Annotated in this window: 15 protein-coding genes; 7 read left to right on the plus strand and 8 right to left on the minus strand. The window is 73.0% G+C overall.

What is annotated here, in order from left to right; genetic code table 11:
* Nucleotides 1-87 precede the first annotated feature (87 nt).
* The 3 genes from QRX60_RS25285 to QRX60_RS25295 are packed head-to-tail and all read right to left on the minus strand — an operon-like array spanning nt 88 to nt 3,888.
* Complete coding sequence (locus QRX60_RS25285) at nt 88-1,593, minus strand: SPFH domain-containing protein (protein ID WP_286003256.1); 1,506 nt, start codon at nt 1,591-1,593, stop codon at nt 88-90.
* Nucleotides 1,594-1,648: 55 nt separating this feature from the next.
* Nucleotides 1,649-1,858, minus strand: a complete 210-nt coding sequence (locus QRX60_RS25290) for a hypothetical protein (protein ID WP_286003257.1) — start codon at nt 1,856-1,858, stop codon at nt 1,649-1,651.
* Nucleotides 1,855-3,888 carry a PASTA domain-containing protein gene (locus QRX60_RS25295; protein ID WP_286003258.1) on the minus strand — a complete coding sequence of 678 codons (2,034 nt, stop codon included), beginning with the start codon at nt 3,886-3,888 and terminating at the stop codon, nt 1,855-1,857. Before QRX60_RS25295 ends, QRX60_RS25290 begins: the two co-directional genes overlap by 4 nt.
* A 103-nt stretch (nt 3,889-3,991) precedes the next feature.
* Here QRX60_RS25295 and QRX60_RS25300 point away from each other — a divergent pair, with 103 nt between their 5' ends.
* From QRX60_RS25300 to QRX60_RS25315, 4 genes are all read left to right on the plus strand, one after another.
* Nucleotides 3,992-4,360 carry an Rv2175c family DNA-binding protein gene (locus QRX60_RS25300; protein WP_286003259.1) on the plus strand — a complete coding sequence of 123 codons (369 nt, stop codon included), beginning with the start codon at nt 3,992-3,994 and terminating at the stop codon, nt 4,358-4,360.
* 115 nt (nt 4,361-4,475) lie between these two features.
* Nucleotides 4,476-4,814 carry a hypothetical protein gene (locus QRX60_RS25305; RefSeq protein WP_286003260.1) on the plus strand — a complete coding sequence of 113 codons (339 nt, stop codon included), beginning with the start codon at nt 4,476-4,478 and terminating at the stop codon, nt 4,812-4,814.
* Between the two features lie 6 nt (nt 4,815-4,820).
* The gene (locus QRX60_RS25310; RefSeq protein ID WP_286003261.1) at nt 4,821-5,123 is read left to right on the plus strand and encodes a hypothetical protein; all 303 of its coding nucleotides are present in this window, start codon (nt 4,821-4,823) and stop codon (nt 5,121-5,123) included.
* A 360-nt stretch (nt 5,124-5,483) separates the two neighbouring features.
* A complete protein-coding gene (locus QRX60_RS25315) occupies nt 5,484-6,005 on the plus strand; it encodes a CGNR zinc finger domain-containing protein (protein ID WP_286003690.1) in 522 nt (173 codons plus the stop codon).
* Nucleotides 6,006-6,060: 55 nt separating this feature from the next.
* On the opposite strand, the gene QRX60_RS25320 is transcribed toward QRX60_RS25315, so the two are convergent.
* From QRX60_RS25320 to merB, 5 genes are read right to left on the minus strand one after another with little or no spacing between them, the layout of a single operon-like run.
* Nucleotides 6,061-6,840 (minus strand): LLM class F420-dependent oxidoreductase, encoded by a 780-nt coding sequence (locus QRX60_RS25320; RefSeq protein WP_286003262.1) that lies wholly within the window; start codon nt 6,838-6,840, stop codon nt 6,061-6,063.
* The gene (locus QRX60_RS25325; protein ID WP_286003263.1) at nt 6,837-7,763 is read right to left on the minus strand and encodes a phytoene/squalene synthase family protein; all 927 of its coding nucleotides are present in this window, start codon (nt 7,761-7,763) and stop codon (nt 6,837-6,839) included. Before QRX60_RS25325 ends, QRX60_RS25320 begins: the two co-directional genes overlap by 4 nt.
* Nucleotides 7,760-9,241: a phytoene desaturase family protein gene (gene crtI, locus QRX60_RS25330; protein WP_286003264.1), complete on the minus strand. Its 1,482-nt coding sequence runs from the start codon at nt 9,239-9,241 to the stop codon at nt 7,760-7,762. Before crtI ends, QRX60_RS25325 begins: the two co-directional genes overlap by 4 nt.
* Nucleotide 9,242: 1 nt before the next feature.
* On the minus strand, nt 9,243-10,334 hold the full coding sequence (locus QRX60_RS25335) for a polyprenyl synthetase family protein (protein ID WP_286003265.1): 1,092 nt from the start codon (nt 10,332-10,334) through the stop codon (nt 9,243-9,245).
* A gap of 60 nt (nt 10,335-10,394) precedes the next feature.
* Nucleotides 10,395-11,084, minus strand: a complete 690-nt coding sequence (gene merB / locus QRX60_RS25340) for an organomercurial lyase (RefSeq protein ID WP_286003266.1) — start codon at nt 11,082-11,084, stop codon at nt 10,395-10,397.
* A 118-nt stretch (nt 11,085-11,202) separates the two neighbouring features.
* Here merB and QRX60_RS25345 point away from each other — a divergent pair, with 118 nt between their 5' ends.
* The 3 genes from QRX60_RS25345 to QRX60_RS25355 all read left to right on the plus strand — a co-directional run bounded on the left by QRX60_RS25345 (nt 11,203) and on the right by QRX60_RS25355 (nt 15,199).
* On the plus strand, nt 11,203-12,087 hold the full coding sequence (locus QRX60_RS25345) for a methylenetetrahydrofolate reductase (protein ID WP_286003267.1): 885 nt from the start codon (nt 11,203-11,205) through the stop codon (nt 12,085-12,087).
* 42 nt (nt 12,088-12,129) lie between these two features.
* Nucleotides 12,130-13,818 carry a DUF885 domain-containing protein gene (locus QRX60_RS25350; protein WP_286003268.1) on the plus strand — a complete coding sequence of 563 codons (1,689 nt, stop codon included), beginning with the start codon at nt 12,130-12,132 and terminating at the stop codon, nt 13,816-13,818.
* 508 nt (nt 13,819-14,326) lie between these two features.
* Nucleotides 14,327-15,199: a DMT family transporter gene (locus tag QRX60_RS25355; protein WP_286003269.1), complete on the plus strand. Its 873-nt coding sequence runs from the start codon at nt 14,327-14,329 to the stop codon at nt 15,197-15,199.
* The last annotated feature ends 14 nt before the right edge of the window (nt 15,200-15,213 follow it).

Raw genomic sequence — 15,213 nt, forward strand, 5'->3', positions numbered from 1 at the left:
ACCGCCCGCGAATTTCCGCCCCCGAACGGGCGTACGGCTCTTGCCTCCCGTGATCCCGGACACAAGAGCCGTACGCAGAGTGACTCGTCAGTCGCTCAACTTGAGTTCGCCGTTGCGCCGGGAGGACTCGTCGAGCTCCTTCTCGGCCGGCTTGCCCATGGCGTCCATCAGCTGCCGGGCCAGGCCGAGACCGGTTCCGCCGAGCGACAGCGCCTTGGCGAACATGTCGGACATGCCGTCGGCGCCGTTGAGCACGACCATGTGGTCGACGTTGCCGAACGCGCTGGCGCCCGCCTCGACGATCTCGGGCCAGCGCTCGGCCAGCTGCTGCGCGACGACGGCCTCCTGGTTCTCCGCCAGCGCCGCGGCGCGCGCCTTGATGGCGTCCGCCTCGGCCAGGCCCTTCGCCCGGGCCGACTCCGCTTCGGCGAGACCCTTCGCCTTGGCGGCCTCCGCCTCGGCGATGCCACGGGCCTTGGCCGCGGCGGCCTCGGCCTCACCGGTCGCCCGGGTCGCGCCGGCCATCGCCTCGGCACGCGCCTTCGTGGCCTGCGCCTCGGCGTCGGCGGCCGTCTTCACGCGGGTCGCGTCCGCCGCGGCCCGCAGCTCGGTCTCCTTCGCCTCGGCCTGCGCCTTGGCGATCGAAGCGTCACGGGCGGCGTCGGCCGTCGTGCGCGTGTCGTACGCCTTCGCGTCGGCCGGCTTGCGGACCTGCGACTGCAGCCGCTGCTCGGCCAGCGCCGCCTCCAGCTCGGCGGCCCGGGTCTCCTGGACGACGACCTCCTGGCGCGCGGTCGCCTCGGCCAGCGGCCCCGACTGCGACGCCTTCGCCCGCGCCTCGTCCACCTCGGCCTGGTAGCCGGCCTGCTGGATCTGGCTCTCGCGGACCGCCGCCGCCTTCTTCGCCGCGGAGACCTGCTCGACCTCGGCGGCCTCCTGGTCGCGCTGCGCCTCGGCGATGCGGGCCGACGCGGCGATCGCGGCGGCGTGCGGCTTGCCGAGGTTGAGGATGTAGCCCGACTCGTCGTCGATCTCCTGGATCTGCAGCGAGTCGACGATCAGCCCCAGCTTGATCATCTCGGTGGCCGAGGACTGGCGCACCTCGCCGGTGAGCGCGTCCCGGTTGTGGATCATCTCCTCGATGGTCAGCCCGCCCACGATCGAGCGCAGGTGCCCGGAGAACAGCTCGTGGATCGTGTCGTTCATGCCCTTCTGCTGGTCCAGGAACCGGCGGGCGGCGTTGGCGATCGAGGCGAAGTCGTCGCCGACCTTGTAGATGACCACGGCCCGCACGGTGACCGGCAGCCCCTGCTTCGTCACGCAGGAGACCTGCAGGTTGACGCCCCGGGTGTCCAGCGACAGCCGCCGCGCGGTCTGGAAGCCGGGCAGGACGTTCACCCCGCGGCCGGTGATGATCTTGAAGCCCAGGCTGTCCGCGGTGTCCGCGCGGTCGACCCGGACGCCGAGCCCGGAGATGATCAGCGCTTCGTTCGGTTCCGCGACCTTGTACAGCAGCCGCAGGATCCCGAAGATCACCAGCAGCGCGACGATGACTCCGCCGGCGGAAAGCAGCAGGATTTCCAGGAGACTCATGGCACCGACCCCCTCGCTCTTCTGTTGTGGGTGCGTTGGTGCCTCTTCGACGCCGTCAGCGGCTCAGCGGTTGCCACCGTTCCACATAAACCGTCCGCGGGGGTTCGAAGTCGACCACGAGCACCTGCGTGCCGGAGGAGTACGTCTCGTCCGGGTCGGCCGGGTAGGCGTAGAACGCCTCCGTGCCGCCCCGGACGTTCAGGAGCACCTCGCCGACGAGGCCGGGGCCGATCGTGCCGGTCACGCGGCCTCGGCTGCCGATCATCCCCCGAAGCCCTTCAGCTTGACCTTGCTGCCCTTCTGCACGAACGTGCCCGGTTGCGGGTCCTGCTGGAAGACGAAGTCGAACCCGCCGCCGCCACCGCCGCGGCCGCCGCCCTTGCCGTCGCGGTCGGCCTTCAGCCCGGCCTGCTCGAGGATCTTCTGGGCGTCGTCGAACGAGCGGAACCGGACGTCGGGCACCTGGACGGCGTTGTTGACGAAGACGCCGATCCGCTTCTCCCTGGCCTGCGCGTTGGCCGGTGGGTCGGTCCGGGTGACGGCCCCGCCCGGGACGTTCTGGTTGAACTCCTCGCCAGCCTGGAACGGCTCGAACCCGGCCTGCTGCAGCAGCTGGAACGCCTCGTCCTTGCTCCGCCCGGTGACGTCCGGGACCGGCGGCAGCGGGATCGGGCCCTTCGACACGATGATCGTGACCTGGCCGCCGATGTTCAGCTGGCTGCCCGCGCCCGGCGTGGTGCGGATGACCGCGCCCTGCGGGACCTCGGCGTCGTAGTCGTCGCCCCCGCGGACCGGCGTCAGCTGCGCGGTCTTGATCGCCTGCTCGGCGTCGGGCAGCGCGGTGCCCGGCCGGATGTCCGGCACGGTCGGGCGACCCTTCGACAGCACGACCGACACCAGCGAGTTCGGCGCCAGCGGCGTGCCCTCCGCGGGTTCGGCGCGCAGCACGGTGTTCGACGGCACGGAGTTGTCGAACTCCTGGCTGAACTGCGGGTTCAGCTTCACCGCCCGCAGCGCGTCGCCCGCCGCGGCCTGGTTGAGCCCGACGAGCTTCGGCACGGTCGCGGTCTTGTCGCCACCGGTGTCGGTCAGCATGAAGACGAAGGCCGTGATCAGCCCGCCGAAGAGCAGCACCGCGGCAGCGATCACCGCGATCCGCTTCCGGTTGTCCTTCGGCTTCTCCGGTTCCGCCTCGCCGCGGCGCCGCGGCACCGGCGGCCGCGCCGGCGGGATCTGCTGGGTGATGCCCGGAGGCGGGGTGCCCGGGTGGCTCAGCGCCCGCGTCGCGTTCGGGCGGTGCACCGGCATCGTCTTCTCGGAGTCCGGCAGCACCTGCGGGATCCGCGGCAGCGTGCGCTCGGTGTCGGCGAGGTCGCCCTGGCCGTGGGAGACGGGGACCGGCACGGTCACCGGCAGCAGGCCCAGCTGCGCGCGCACCGCGGTCAGCTCGGTCAGGAAGTCCCCGGCGTCGGCGGGGCGCAGCTCCGGGTCGCGGCGGGTCGCGCGGGTGATCAGCTCGTCCAGCGCGGGCGGCAGGTCCGGGCGCAGCTCGCTCGGGCGCGGGACGTCGTCGTTCACGTGCCGGTACGCCACCGAGATCGCGGTGTCGCCGGTGTAGGGCACCTGCCCGGTGAGCATTTCGTAGAGCAGGATGCCGGCCGAGTAGACGTCACCCCGCGCGGACGCCGCGCCGGTCTCGACCTGTTCCGGCGACAGGTAGGCGACCGTGCCCAGGATGACGCTGGAGCTCGTCGTGCCCGCGCTCGCCACGGCTCGCACCAGGCCGAAGTCGGCGACCTTCACGACGCCGCCGGTGTGCGGCCCGGACCGGCCGATCAGCACGTTCTCCGGCTTGACGTCGCGGTGCACCAGCCCGGCCCGGTGCGCGGCGGCCAGCGCCGAGAGCACCGGCTCGGCGACGCTCAGCGCCAGCGCGACGTCCAGCGGGCCCTGGTCGTCCAGCAGGTCGCGCAGCGTCCCGCCGTCGACCAGCTCCATGACCAGGAACGCGAGCCCGGACTCGGCGCCCTGGGGCAGGTCGAACCCCTGATCGTGCACCGCCACCACGTGCGGGTGGTGCAGCTGCGCCGCCGACTGCGCTTCCCGCACGAACCGGTCCACGAACGACCGGTCGTCGGCGAAGCGCGGGTCCATGATCTTGATCGCGACCGGACGGTCCAGCCGGGTGTCGGTCCCCCGGTAGACGGAGGACATCCCCCCGTGCGCGAGCAGCCGGTCCACCCGGTAGCGCCGCTCGAGGAGCGTGCCGACCAGGCTGGGTTGGGTGCGAGTCACGAGTATGGATCGTACGGAACCGCACACGGTTGGTGGAGGAGACCTCGCGGGTCACCCGTGCGCACTAACGGGCGTGAGTGCGGAATGTGGCAGAGTGTCACGTGTGAGTGGTATTCCTGTCGCCGACGACGTCCTCGACACCGCCATCGCGGTCCTCCCGCTGGGAGAGGTCGCGAACGTCCTCGGGACTTCGGCCAACAAGGTCCGCCAGATGCTGCGGGACGGGCAGCTGATCGCCTTCAAGCGCGACGGCGACCTGTGCGTGCCCGGTGCCTTCTTCGTCAAGGACGGGATCGTGAAGGGCCTGGCCGGGACGATCACAGTGCTCGCCGACTCCGGGTTCTCCCGGACCGAGATGCTGCGGTGGCTGTTCACGACCGACGACAGCCTGCCGGGCAGCACCCCGATCAACGCCCTGCGCACCAGTCACGGCACCGAGGTGAAGCGGCGCGCGCAGGCGATGGCGTTCTGACCTGCGCAGATACGGCAGCGCGGCGAGGAGCTGAACCGCTGCGGCGGTGACCAGGCACGCCGGGAGCGACCACATCGCGAGCGGGCCGGCTAGAGCCGCTCCGGCGGCCAGGCCGGTGATCTTCACGCTCGCCGCCGTCGTGAACACCTGCGCGCGGACGTGCTCGGGCGCTTCGCGGTGGCGGATCGCGAACAACGCCGTGAGCTGCGGTCCTTCGCCGAACCCGGCGACGGCGGCCGCCACGACCAGCAGCGTGAGGTCGTCGGCGGCCGCCGCCAGCGTGGCGCTCGCGGCCAGCACCAGCGTGCTCAGCCAAACCGTCCGGTCCGGCGCCCACGGCAGCGGATTCTTCGCGAAGACCGCGTTGGCCAGCAGGGACGCGGTCGCCAGCACCGTCAGCAGGAGCGCGCCGTCCGCCGGGCCGCGGAGGTGGGCCGCGCCCAGCAGGGGGTAACAGACGGTGACCATGCCGATGCCGGCGCAGGAGATCGTCGACGCCAGCGTCGCCCGCCTCAGCGGCGCGTTGCGCACGAGGACCGTGAAGCCGTCCTTGAGGTGGGTCCGGTTCTTCGGTTTCGTCCTGCCCGGGAGGGTCCACGCCACCGGGACCGCGGCGGCGACCAGGGCGACGGCGGCCGCGAGCCCCGCCGGACCGCCGAGGAATCCCGCGAGCCCGGGACCGGCGAGTGCGGCGGCGGTGAACGTCAGCGCGTCGAAGCGGCTGGCTTTCGGCAGCTTCGGCCCGGCGACGGCGGGCAGCTGAGCGGTCCAGCCGCCCGCGATGGCCGGGTTGAGCAGGCCGGTCACGGTGGCGACGGCCACGACCGCGGTCAGGGGCAGCTGCCCGAACACGGCCGCGACCAGGGCGATCCCGCCCGCGTATCCCAGCAGGGCCGTGGCGAGCAGCCGCCCCGGTGCCGGGCTGCGATCCAGGAAGGCGCCGAACACCGGCCCGCCGACCGCGGCCGCCGCGGTCAGCCCGGCGAGCAGCGCCGCCCCGGCGTGCGGGCCCGCGGTCAGCCCGAGCAGGAGGAGAGCGGGGCCGGACAGCTCGTCTCCGGTCCGCGCCAGCGTCGCCCCGGCCAGGTAACGCCTTATCATGAGCAAGACGTTACACTGGGACATGGCCTTTCCGCACCGGGATTCTGTGCAGCGCGCGGTCGACCTGCTGGGCGTCCTGCTCTTCGACGCCGAGCCGGCCGTGATCGCGGAGGTGTTGCGCGCGCACGGGGAGCCGGATGTCCGGTTGTCCGCTTCGGACGTGGTCGAGCTGCGTGCGGCTGCGGCCGAGCTGCGTGAAGTGTTCGCGGCGCCCGACGTGGCTTCGGCGGCTTCGGCGCTCAACGCGTTGTTCGCGAAGTACGCGGGCCCACCGCGCCTGACGAACCACGAAGAGGGCTACGGCTGGCACCTGCACGCCGACGCGGCGGACGACGGCCCGTGGGGAGCGTGGCTGGTGACGTCGTCGGCGCTGGGGTTGGCTTCGCTGCTGGCCGAGCGCCAGGACGTGCCGGGCGGGTTGTGCGCGTCGCCGTCGTGCGGGAAGCCGTTCGCGCACACGGGAGGGGGCAGTCCGCGCCGCTACTGCTCCCCGCGCTGCGCGACGCGTGAGCGGGTCGCCGCCCACCGGGCCCCAAAGCCGTGAAGGCCTCCTTCCCGGCTCTTAGCGCCGGTAAGGAGGCCTTCACGGACCATGGAACTCAGCTGTTGGTCTTGTCGCGCCAGGCGATCCACGACTTGAGGGCGCCCAGGTCGTAGTCCGGGCCGCCCACGCCCACCGTGAACGTCGTGACGCCCAGGTCCAGCAGCTTCGGGCCCAGTTCGTCCGGCTCGCCCTGGACGCCGCACGAACGCTCGATCTCCGCCGGGTCGCGGCCGACGTCCGCGCAGTGCTGGTCGAGGATCTTCACCTTGCGCTCGACGACCTCCGGGTCGCCGAAGCCGTGCCAGATGTCGCCGTGCTTGGCGACCAGCTTGAGGGTCTTCTTCTCGCCACCGCCGCCGATGAGCACCGGGATCTTGCGGGTCGGCGCCGGGTTCAGCTTGCCGAAGCGCGCCTCGATGCGCGGCAGCGACTCCGCCAGGTCGTCGAGACGGCCGCCGGCGGTGCCGAACTCGTAGCCGTACTCGTCGTAGTCCTTCTCGAACCAGCCCGAGCCGATGCCGAGGATGAGCCGGCCGCCGGAGATGTGGTCGACCGTGCGGGCCATGTCGGCCAGCAGCTCGGGGTTGCGGTAGCTGTTGCAGGTCACCAGCGCGCCGATCTCCACCCGCGACGTCGACTCCGCCCACGCGCCGAGCATGGTCCAGCACTCGAAGTGCTGACCTTCGGGATCGCCGTACAGCGGGTAGAAGTGGTCCCAGTTGAAGACGATGTCGGCGCCGAGGTCCTCGGCGGCCGACGCGGTGCGCCGGATGGTGTCGTAGTCGGCGTGCTGCGGCTGGAGCTGCAGGCCGATCCGGATGCGTCGTTCGGTCATGATCGCAGCCTACGACCGCCCCGGAACGTCTCGCGCGCCCAGACCGTGGCCAAGGGGGGTAGCGCGACCACCAGCCTGCGCGACTTCGGCACCACCGCGCGCCGCGTGAGGATGTCGTAGTCCAGGGCCACGATCTCGTCGAGGATGCCTTCGTACAGCGTCAGCGCCGTCCGCACGCAGGGCCGCGATTCGGGGCGCAGCAACGGAACCCCCGCTTCGGCCCGCCGGTACACCGCCCGCGTCCGCGAGACGAAGTACGCCAGTGCCGCGCGGATCCGCGGGTCGGGCCGCCTCGCCTCGAGCAGCTCGCGCGAGACGTCGAACGCCGCCAGCTCCCGCGTCGGCAGGTACAGCCGGCCGCGGTCGAGGTCTTCGCCGACGTCGCGCAGGAAGTTCGTCAGCTGGAACGCCTCGCCGAGCGCGATCGCGCCCGGCTCGGCGTCTTCCAGGACACCGACCGTGCCGAACACCGGCAGCATCTGCAGCCCGATCACCGCGGCCGAGCCGTACATGTACTCGCCCAGCTCCGCGAACGTCGCGTACTCGATCGGCTCGAGGTCCATCCGCATGGACTTCAGGAACGCGTCGAACAGATCACGGGAAATGCCGTACCGGCGCACGGTGTCCGCCAGTGCCGCGAGCACCGGGTCCGCCGGGGTGCCGCCGTCGAAGACGACGTCCACCATCGCCGCGACGCGGTCCAGCTCGGCCGCCGGGTCACTGCCCGGCGCGGGGTTGTCGACCAGTTCGTCGGCCATCCGCGCGAACCCGTAGAGCGTGTGCGCGGCCGGCCGGGCCCGTGCCGGCAGCAGCCGGGTGGCCAGGAAGAACGTGCGCCCGTGGTGGGCGTTGATGCGGCGGCATGCGGTGTAGGCGGCGCGCAGGGCCGGGCCGGTGATGCCCGCGGCGTCGAGTTCGTTCACCGGCCGGTGATCCTTTCCGCTGCCAGTCGTCCGGAGATGAGCACGGGCGGGATGCCCACACCAGGCGTCGTGCCGCAGCCGGCGAGCACCACGTTGCCCGCGGCGCGCACCAGGTTCGCCGGCCGGAACGGGCCGGTCTGCGTGAACGTGTGCGCCAGCGAGAACGGCGTCCCGGCCGCGAGCCCGCGCGCCGCCCAGTCCGCCGGGGTGATCGTCTCGTCGACGGTGAACCCGTCGCCGAACCCGGTCAGCCCGCGCGCTTCGAGCGTGCGAAGCAGCTCTTCGCGGTACGGCTCGCGGACGCGTTCCCAGTCGATCGGCCCGCGACGCAGGTTCGGCGCCGGCGCGAGCACCGAGACGATCTCGCCGCCGCGCCCGGCCAGTCCCGGGTCGGTCGCCGTCGGGCGCGTGACCAGCAGCGACGGGTCGCTCATGAGCTTTCCCTCACGGATGATCTCCGCGAACGTCCGCTCCCAGGCGCCGCCGAAGTAGATCGTGTGGTGCCCGAGGTCCCACGCCCGCGTCGTCCGGCCGTGCAGGACGACGGCCGACGGCGAATACCGCAGCGGCACCGGTCGCCGGGGCCGCGCGCCGATGAGCCGGTAGGCCGCGCTCAGCTCGGTGGCGAGGACGACGGCGTCGCAGGAGATCCGCTCGCCCGAGCGCGTCCGGACCGCGCGCACCCGCGAGGAGACCCGCTCGAGCCACGCGGCCTCGGTGCCGAACCGCACGTCCGCGCCCGCCCGGGCCGCCGCACCGGTCATCGCCCGGCCGATCTCGCCCATCCCGCCTTCGGGGTAGTAGACGCCGCCGACGGTGTCCATGTAGGCGATGACGCCGTACGCGCCGATCGCGCTCGCCGGGTCGAGGCCGGCGTAGAGCGCCTGGAAGGTGAACAGCCGCCGGACCCGCTCGTCGAGCAGGTAGCGGCCGACGCGCGGGCCGAGCCGGCCGAACCCGCCGAGCGCCGCGAGCTTCGCCAGCTCGGGGCGGGCCAGGTCGAGCGGCGAGTCGAAGTTCGTGGCCAGGAACCGGTCCTTCTGCACGGCGTACAGCTCGGTCAGCCAGCGCCGCAGCGCCCGGTAGCCCGCCGCTTCGCGGGCGCCGGCGAACGCGCGGATCTCGGCTTCCATCGCGTCGCCGTCGGTGCGCAGCGCGAGGGTGCTGCCGTCGGCGAACCGCGCCCGGTACGCCGGGTCCAGCCGGGTCAGGCGCAGGTTCTTGGCCAGGGGCTCACCGACCGCGGCGAACGCCTCTTCGAGGAGCTCGGGCATGGTCAGCACGCTCGCGCCGGTGTCCACGGCGTTGCCGTCGAAGTTCTCCTGCCCGGCGCGCCCGCCCGGGACGCCGGCCTGCTCCAGCAGCGTGACGCGCCGTCCCGCGCCGAGCAGGTGCAGGGTCGCCGAAAGCCCGGCCAGCCCGGCCCCGATCACGACCACGTGGTCGGCGGCCCCGGCGGACCCGTTGATCCGCCGCACGTCAGTACGTCCGCTGCGTGGCCTTGACGACCAGCCCGGTCAGCGCCGCGGGCGCGGGCTCGGCCAGGTGGGCGCGCTCGAGGGCGGCCATCGCCGCGGTGGTCAGCTCGTCGATCCGCCGCTCGACCGCGTCGACCGCGCCGACCTGCTGCAACGCCATCCGGACGGTCTCGACGCCCTCGTCGGACAGGTCCGCGTCGCCGATCGCGTCCGCGATCACGGTGGCCGCGGCCGCCTCGCCCTTCTCGGCCGCGAGCTGCAGGCCGAGGGCCGCGAGCAGCGTGCGCTTGCCCTCGCGCAGGTCGTCGCCGGCGGGCTTGCCGGTGACCGACGGGTCGCCGAACACGCCCAGCAGGTCGTCGCGCAACTGGAACGCGACGCCGACCGCGCCGCCGAACTCCAGCAGCGTGGCGATCAGTTCGGGGGAGGCCCCGCCGAGCGCGGCGCCCAGGTGCAGCGGCCGCTGCACGGTGTAGGCGGCGGTCTTGAGCCGGTCGATCTTCAGCGCGGCCTCGACGGAGGCGTCGCCGGTGGCCTGCGTGCGGACGTCGAGGTACTGCCCGGCGAGCACCTCGGTGCGCATGGCGCGCCACGCCGGGCGCGCGGCGGCGAGCGTCTCCGCGGGCAGCGGCGCGTCGGCGAACATGTCGTCCGCCCAGGCCAGCGCCAGGTCGCCGACGAGCACCGCGGTGGCCAGGCCGAACGTCGCGGGGGAGCCGAGCCAGCCCTGGTCGGCGTGCAGCTTCGCGCCCGCGATGTGCACGGTCGGGAAGCCGCGGCGGGAGTCGGAGGAGTCGATGAGGTCGTCGTGGATCAGCGCGCACGCCTGGATCAGCTCGAGGCTGGACACCGCCTGCAGCACGCCTTCGGCGTCCGGGCCCGCCGGGTCGCCGCCCGCGCCGCGCCAGCCCCACCAGGCGAATGTCGGGCGCAAGCGTTTGCCGCCGGTCAGCACGAACCCGCTCAGCGCGTCGATCCCGGCCGCCACGGTCGGCTCGGTCTCCACGATTCCGGCGCTCGCCCGGCCGAGGAACCCGGCGAGCGCGCGCTCGACGTGGGCGGGCAGATCGGCGTCGGAAACGGGCGCGTCCATGCCGCCATCCTCGCCGAACCGGCGGGGGCGCGGACCGCCGGGGCACCCGGATGTGGCGAATCAGACTCTGGCCGGCGCCGCCCAGAACGGCCCGGTCAGGCCCGCTTCGGCGAAGTAGGCGACGGCGCTGTCCGGTTCCCGCCGCCGGTAGCCGCGCTCGAGCCGGCCCTCGTACCAGCCGCGGGCGAGCCGCCAGAGCGTGACGAGGTCCATGACGTACCCCTTGGCGTGCCCGGTCGCCGCCAGCCAGGCGTCCACACAGGACTCGCAGCAGAACAGCCGCTGGTGCCCGCAGGTGTGCAGCACGTCGTCCCACATCCGCGCGGCGGGCACGAGGAAGTGCGCCACCTGGGCGCCCTCGGGCGGCGCGGCGCGGTTCACGACCAGGGCGTGCGGCTGGCCGCAGCCGGGGCAGCGGGTCGCGACGAGCACCTCCGGCTCGTCGGCCACCAGGTGGGGGATGGCGAAGGAGTCCCACGCGCAGCCGCCCCACCACAGCGTGTGCGAGCCCATCACCGAGAAGCCGAGCGACTTCGCCGCGAACGGGTGGGCCAGCACGACGTGCTCGCACTCGTCGAGCACCAGGTGGTGGGCTTCGGCGAGGCGGTGCAGCGCCTGCTTGGCGACGGCCAGGGACCCGCCCGCCGCGTCGGCCAGCTCCGGTGCGGACGGCGCCCGGCCGCGGTCGGCGAAGGCGTGGTAGACGGCGAGGCGCACGTCCTCGTCCCAGCTCGTGTCGTCGTCCCTCATCGCTCACTCCCGGCACCAGTTTAGTCCGCGCGCCCCGCTAGAACGTGACTCGAACGATTGTCTCGCCCCGCGGACGGGGGCTCCCGGATGCCGGGCACCGGCCCTTAACATTGGCGGTATGACGTCGGTGATCGAGCGGTTGCGCGGAGACGGGCCGAAGTTCTCCATCGAGTTCTTCCCACCCCGGGACGCGGCGGACGAGGCCGTCCTGTGGAAGGCGATCCGGGAGCTCGAGCCGTACGACCCGGCCTACATGTCGATCACCTACGGCGCCGGCGGCTCCAGCCGCGACGGCACGATCCGCAGCATCGCGCGCGTCGCCACCGAGACGACCCTGGTGCCGATGGCGCACCTGACCGCGGTCAACCACACCGTCGCCGAGCTGCGGAACGTGATCGGCTGGTACGCCTCGGTCGGCGTCCGCAACATCCTCGCGCTGCGCGGCGACCCGCCGGGCGACGTCTACGGCGACTGGATCCCGCACCCGGAGGGCCTGACCTACGCCGAAGAGCTGGTGCGGCTGGTCCGCGAGCTGGGCGACTTCTGCGTCGGCGTTTCGGCGTCGACCTACGGCCACCCGCGCTCGCCCGACCTGGAGACCGACACGAAGTACCTGGTCCGCAAGCTGCGCGCGGGTGCGGACTTCGCGATCGCGCAGCTGTTCCACGACGCCGAGGACTTCCTCCGGCTGCGCGACCGGGTGGCCGCGACCGGCTGCGACGTCCCGGTGCTGCCCGGGGTCATGCCGCTGACGACGCTGCGGACCCTGCAGACGACGATCAAGCTCTCCGGCGCGCCGGCGCCGCGGAAGCTGCTGGACCGGCTCGAGCCGCTGGCCGACGACCCCAAGGCGTTCCGCGCGGCGGGCATCGACGTCATCACCGAGCTGTGCGAGAGGCTGATCGCCGAGGGCGTGCCGAACCTGCACTTCTACACGTTCAACCGGTCGAAGGCGACGCGCGAGGTGATCGCGAGGCTGGGGCTCGTCCCGGCCCGTGCTTAAGTACGTACCACCGGGCGCCGGTGGCCCGGTAGCGTGCGGCGCATGGCTTCTACTGCTTCCGATGGCGTGCACGGGATCTGTGACCGCTACGTCGACGACTACGCGGCCGCGGACCCGGTCGCGGCGACCGCCCACGGCATCGCCGGGCACGACCACCGGCTGACCGACTACTCGGCGGACGGGTTCGCCGAGCGCGCCGGACTGGCCGCGCGGGCGCACGCCGCCGTCACCGCCGCCGAGCCGCGGGACGCCGCCGAGCGCGCCGCCAAGGCCGTGTTCACCGAGCGCGTCGGGCTGGAGCTGGAGATCCACGAGGCCGGCCTCGACGTGGCGAGCCTCAACGTCATCTCCAGCCCGGTGCAGGAGCTGCGGATGGCGTTCGACCTGATGCCGCTGGACACCGAGCAGGACTGGGCGGTCGTGTCGGCCCGGCTCGGCGAGGTCCCGCAGGCGCTGGCGAACGTTCGCAGCGGCCTGCTGACGGCGGCCGACGCGGGGCACGTCTCGGCGCTGCGGCAGATCGCGAAGGTGGCGGAGCAGTGTGAGACGTGGGCCGGGCTGCAGGAAGAGACGGGTTACTTCACCCAGCTCGTCGGCGGCGCGTCTTCGCAGGGTGAGGCGCTGAAGAGGGACCTCGCGCACGGCGCGCGGGCCGCCGAGGAGGCGTTCGCGGAGTTCGCCGGGTTCCTGCGGGCCGAGCTGGCGCCCGAGGCCCCGGTGAAGGACGCCGTCGGCGAGGACGTCTACCGCCTGTGGTCGCGGTTCTTCGTCGGCGCGGCGTTGGACCTGCGGGAGGCCTACGAGTGGGGCTGGGCGGAGTTCGCGCGGATCGAGTCCGAGATGCGCGCGGTCGCGAACCGCGTCAAGCCGGGCGCGTCCCTGGCGGAGGTCGCCGCGGTGCTCGACGCGGACCCCCGCTACCGCGTCCGTGGCCGCGCGGAGTTCGAGGCGTGGATGCAGCACCTGTCCGACGAGGCGCTGAAGTCGTTGCGCGGCAAGCACTTCGACATTTCCGACCGCGTGATGGCGCTGGAGTGCAAGATCGCCCCGCCGGGTGGCGGCGTCGGCGCGTACTACACGGGCCCGAGCGAGGACTTCGGCCGCCCGGGCCGGATGTGGTGGTCCCTGCCGCCCGGCCGCGACGAGTTCGTCACGTGGCGCGAGACGAGCACGGTATACCACGAGGGAGCACCGGGCCACCACCTCCAGATCGCGACGGCGGTGGACCAGTCCGAGGGGCTGAACAAGTACCAGCGCCTGATGGCGTTCACCTCGGGCCACGCGGAGGGCTGGGCGCTGTACGCGGAGCGCCTGATGGAGGAGCTGGGTTATCTGGCCGACGACGGCGACCTGCTGGGGATGCTGTCGGAGCAGCTCTTCCGGGCGGCCCGGGTGGTGGTCGACCTGGGCATGCACCTGGAGCTGGAGATCCCGGCGGGAACGGGCTTCCACGAGGGCTCGCGCTGGACACCGGAGCTGGGCCTGGAGTTCATGCTGACGCGGACGATCACGGACCAGGCGCACGTGCGCGACGAGATCGACCGGTACCTCGGCTGGCCGGGCCAGGCGCCGGCGTACAAGATCGGCGAGCGCCTGTGGCTGGCGGCCCGCGCGGAGGCGCAGGAGCGGGCCGGGGGAGCGTTCGACATCAAGCGGTTCCACACCGAGGCGTTGCGGCTGGGCGGGATGGGGCTGGACACGCTGCGGGAGCAGTTGGCCCAGCTGGACTGAGGTGTGCGGGGGCCCGCGGCGGGCCCCCGTCTTCCTCTGGCAGGGCCCGGCAATGTCGGAGCGCGCGTGACCGGTGGGGGGCCGCTGCCGTGTCATGAATGACCCATTCACCTCGTCGGACGACAGGAATGAGTCATTCAAGACATCCGGGCGGTTGCCGCCGCAGTGGCCCAGCGTGCCACCTCGAGCCGGCCGGGCCCCCGCCCTCCCAAGGGGGGCGTCCCACGTCCAGTTTATCGGCCACACCCGACGAAACCTGCTGGAAAGCCGCTCCCGAGCCTGACTGTCCACAATGCCGCCACCCTGTGGAAAACCCGTCGCGCCCCGGAGGCGTGACCGCTAGGTTCGGCCCCGTGCGCCGAATTCTGTTCGTCACCCCACCGCCCCGCGCCTGAGCGGGGTGGTCCCTCGCCGCGTGGCCTGAGCGCCCGCGGCTGCTGAACGGTGCCCGAAGCACCCACCGCCCCGCGTCGTCGATTCCCGATTCCTTCGACGCAGGAGCGTTCCTTTGACAACCCTGTCCACGCGCGCCCGTTCTTCGGCCGCGCTCGTCCTCGCCGGTGTTCTCTGGGGCACCGGTGGCCTCGCCGGCTCGCTGCTCGGCAAGCTCGCCGGCCTGCACCCGCTCGCCGTCGCCGCGTACCGGCTGCTCGTCGGCGGCGGCGTCGCGACCCTGTTCGTCCTCCTGAAAGGCGGTACCCTCCCGCGCACGGCCGAAGCAGCGAAGCGGCTCCTCGCCGTCGGTGCGCTGTTCGCCCTCTTCCAGGCGAGCTACTTCGCCGCCGTCGCGCTCAGCTCGGTCAGCATCGCCACGATGACCACCATCGGCGCGGCACCCGTCGTCGTCACCCTCGCCGCGGTGCGCAAGCTCCACCGCTGGACGGTGGTCTCCCTCGCCGGCACCCTCGCCGGCCTGGTGCTGCTGCGCTGGTCGCCGGACGAACCCGCGCACCTCGTCGGCGGCCTCGGCTTCGCGCTTCTCGCCGCAGCGGGCTTCGCGGCCCTGACGCTGCTCACCGCGAAGCCGGTCGACGGACTCGAGCCACTGTCCACGACGGCGTTCGGCTGCCTGGCCGGCGGCCTCCTGCTCACCCCCGTGGCGAGCTGGACCGGCATGGCGCTGCCGCTGCACGCGGACGTCCTCGCGGCGGCCTGCTACCTCGGCGCGGTGCCGACCGCGCTCGCCTACGCCGCCTACCTGCGCGGCCTGGCGACGGCGCACCCCGTCCTGGGTGCGCTGTCGGCGGTGCTCGAGCCGCTGACGGCCGCGGTCCTGTCCGCCGCGTTCTTCGGGGAACGGCTCAGCGGCACGGCCTGGTGCGGCGCCGCCGTCCTGGTCGCGGCGCTGGCGGTCGGGTACTGGCGCCCCGAACCGCGCTGACCGGCGCTGCCCCT

Origin of the sequence: Amycolatopsis mongoliensis, from assembly GCF_030285665.1 — a bacterium.
Lineage (GTDB): Bacteria > Actinomycetota > Actinomycetes > Mycobacteriales > Pseudonocardiaceae > Amycolatopsis > Amycolatopsis mongoliensis.

Coding starts and splice junctions, on each gene's coding strand:
- QRX60_RS25285 (WP_286003256.1), bottom strand. CDS start 1,593: ATGAGTCTCCTGGAAATCCTGCTGCTTTCCGCCGGCGGAGTCATCGTC.
- QRX60_RS25290 (WP_286003257.1), bottom strand. CDS start 1,858: ATGATCGGCAGCCGAGGCCGCGTGACCGGCACGATCGGCCCCGGCCTC.
- QRX60_RS25315 (WP_286003690.1), top strand. CDS start 5,484: ATGGCCTTTCCGCACCGGGATTCTGTGCAGCGCGCGGTCGACCTGCTG.
- QRX60_RS25320 (WP_286003262.1), bottom strand. CDS start 6,840: ATGACCGAACGACGCATCCGGATCGGCCTGCAGCTCCAGCCGCAGCAC.
- QRX60_RS25335 (WP_286003265.1), bottom strand. CDS start 10,334: ATGGACGCGCCCGTTTCCGACGCCGATCTGCCCGCCCACGTCGAGCGC.
- merB (WP_286003266.1), bottom strand. CDS start 11,084: ATGAGGGACGACGACACGAGCTGGGACGAGGACGTGCGCCTCGCCGTC.
- QRX60_RS25345 (WP_286003267.1), top strand. CDS start 11,203: ATGACGTCGGTGATCGAGCGGTTGCGCGGAGACGGGCCGAAGTTCTCC.
- QRX60_RS25350 (WP_286003268.1), top strand. CDS start 12,130: ATGGCTTCTACTGCTTCCGATGGCGTGCACGGGATCTGTGACCGCTAC.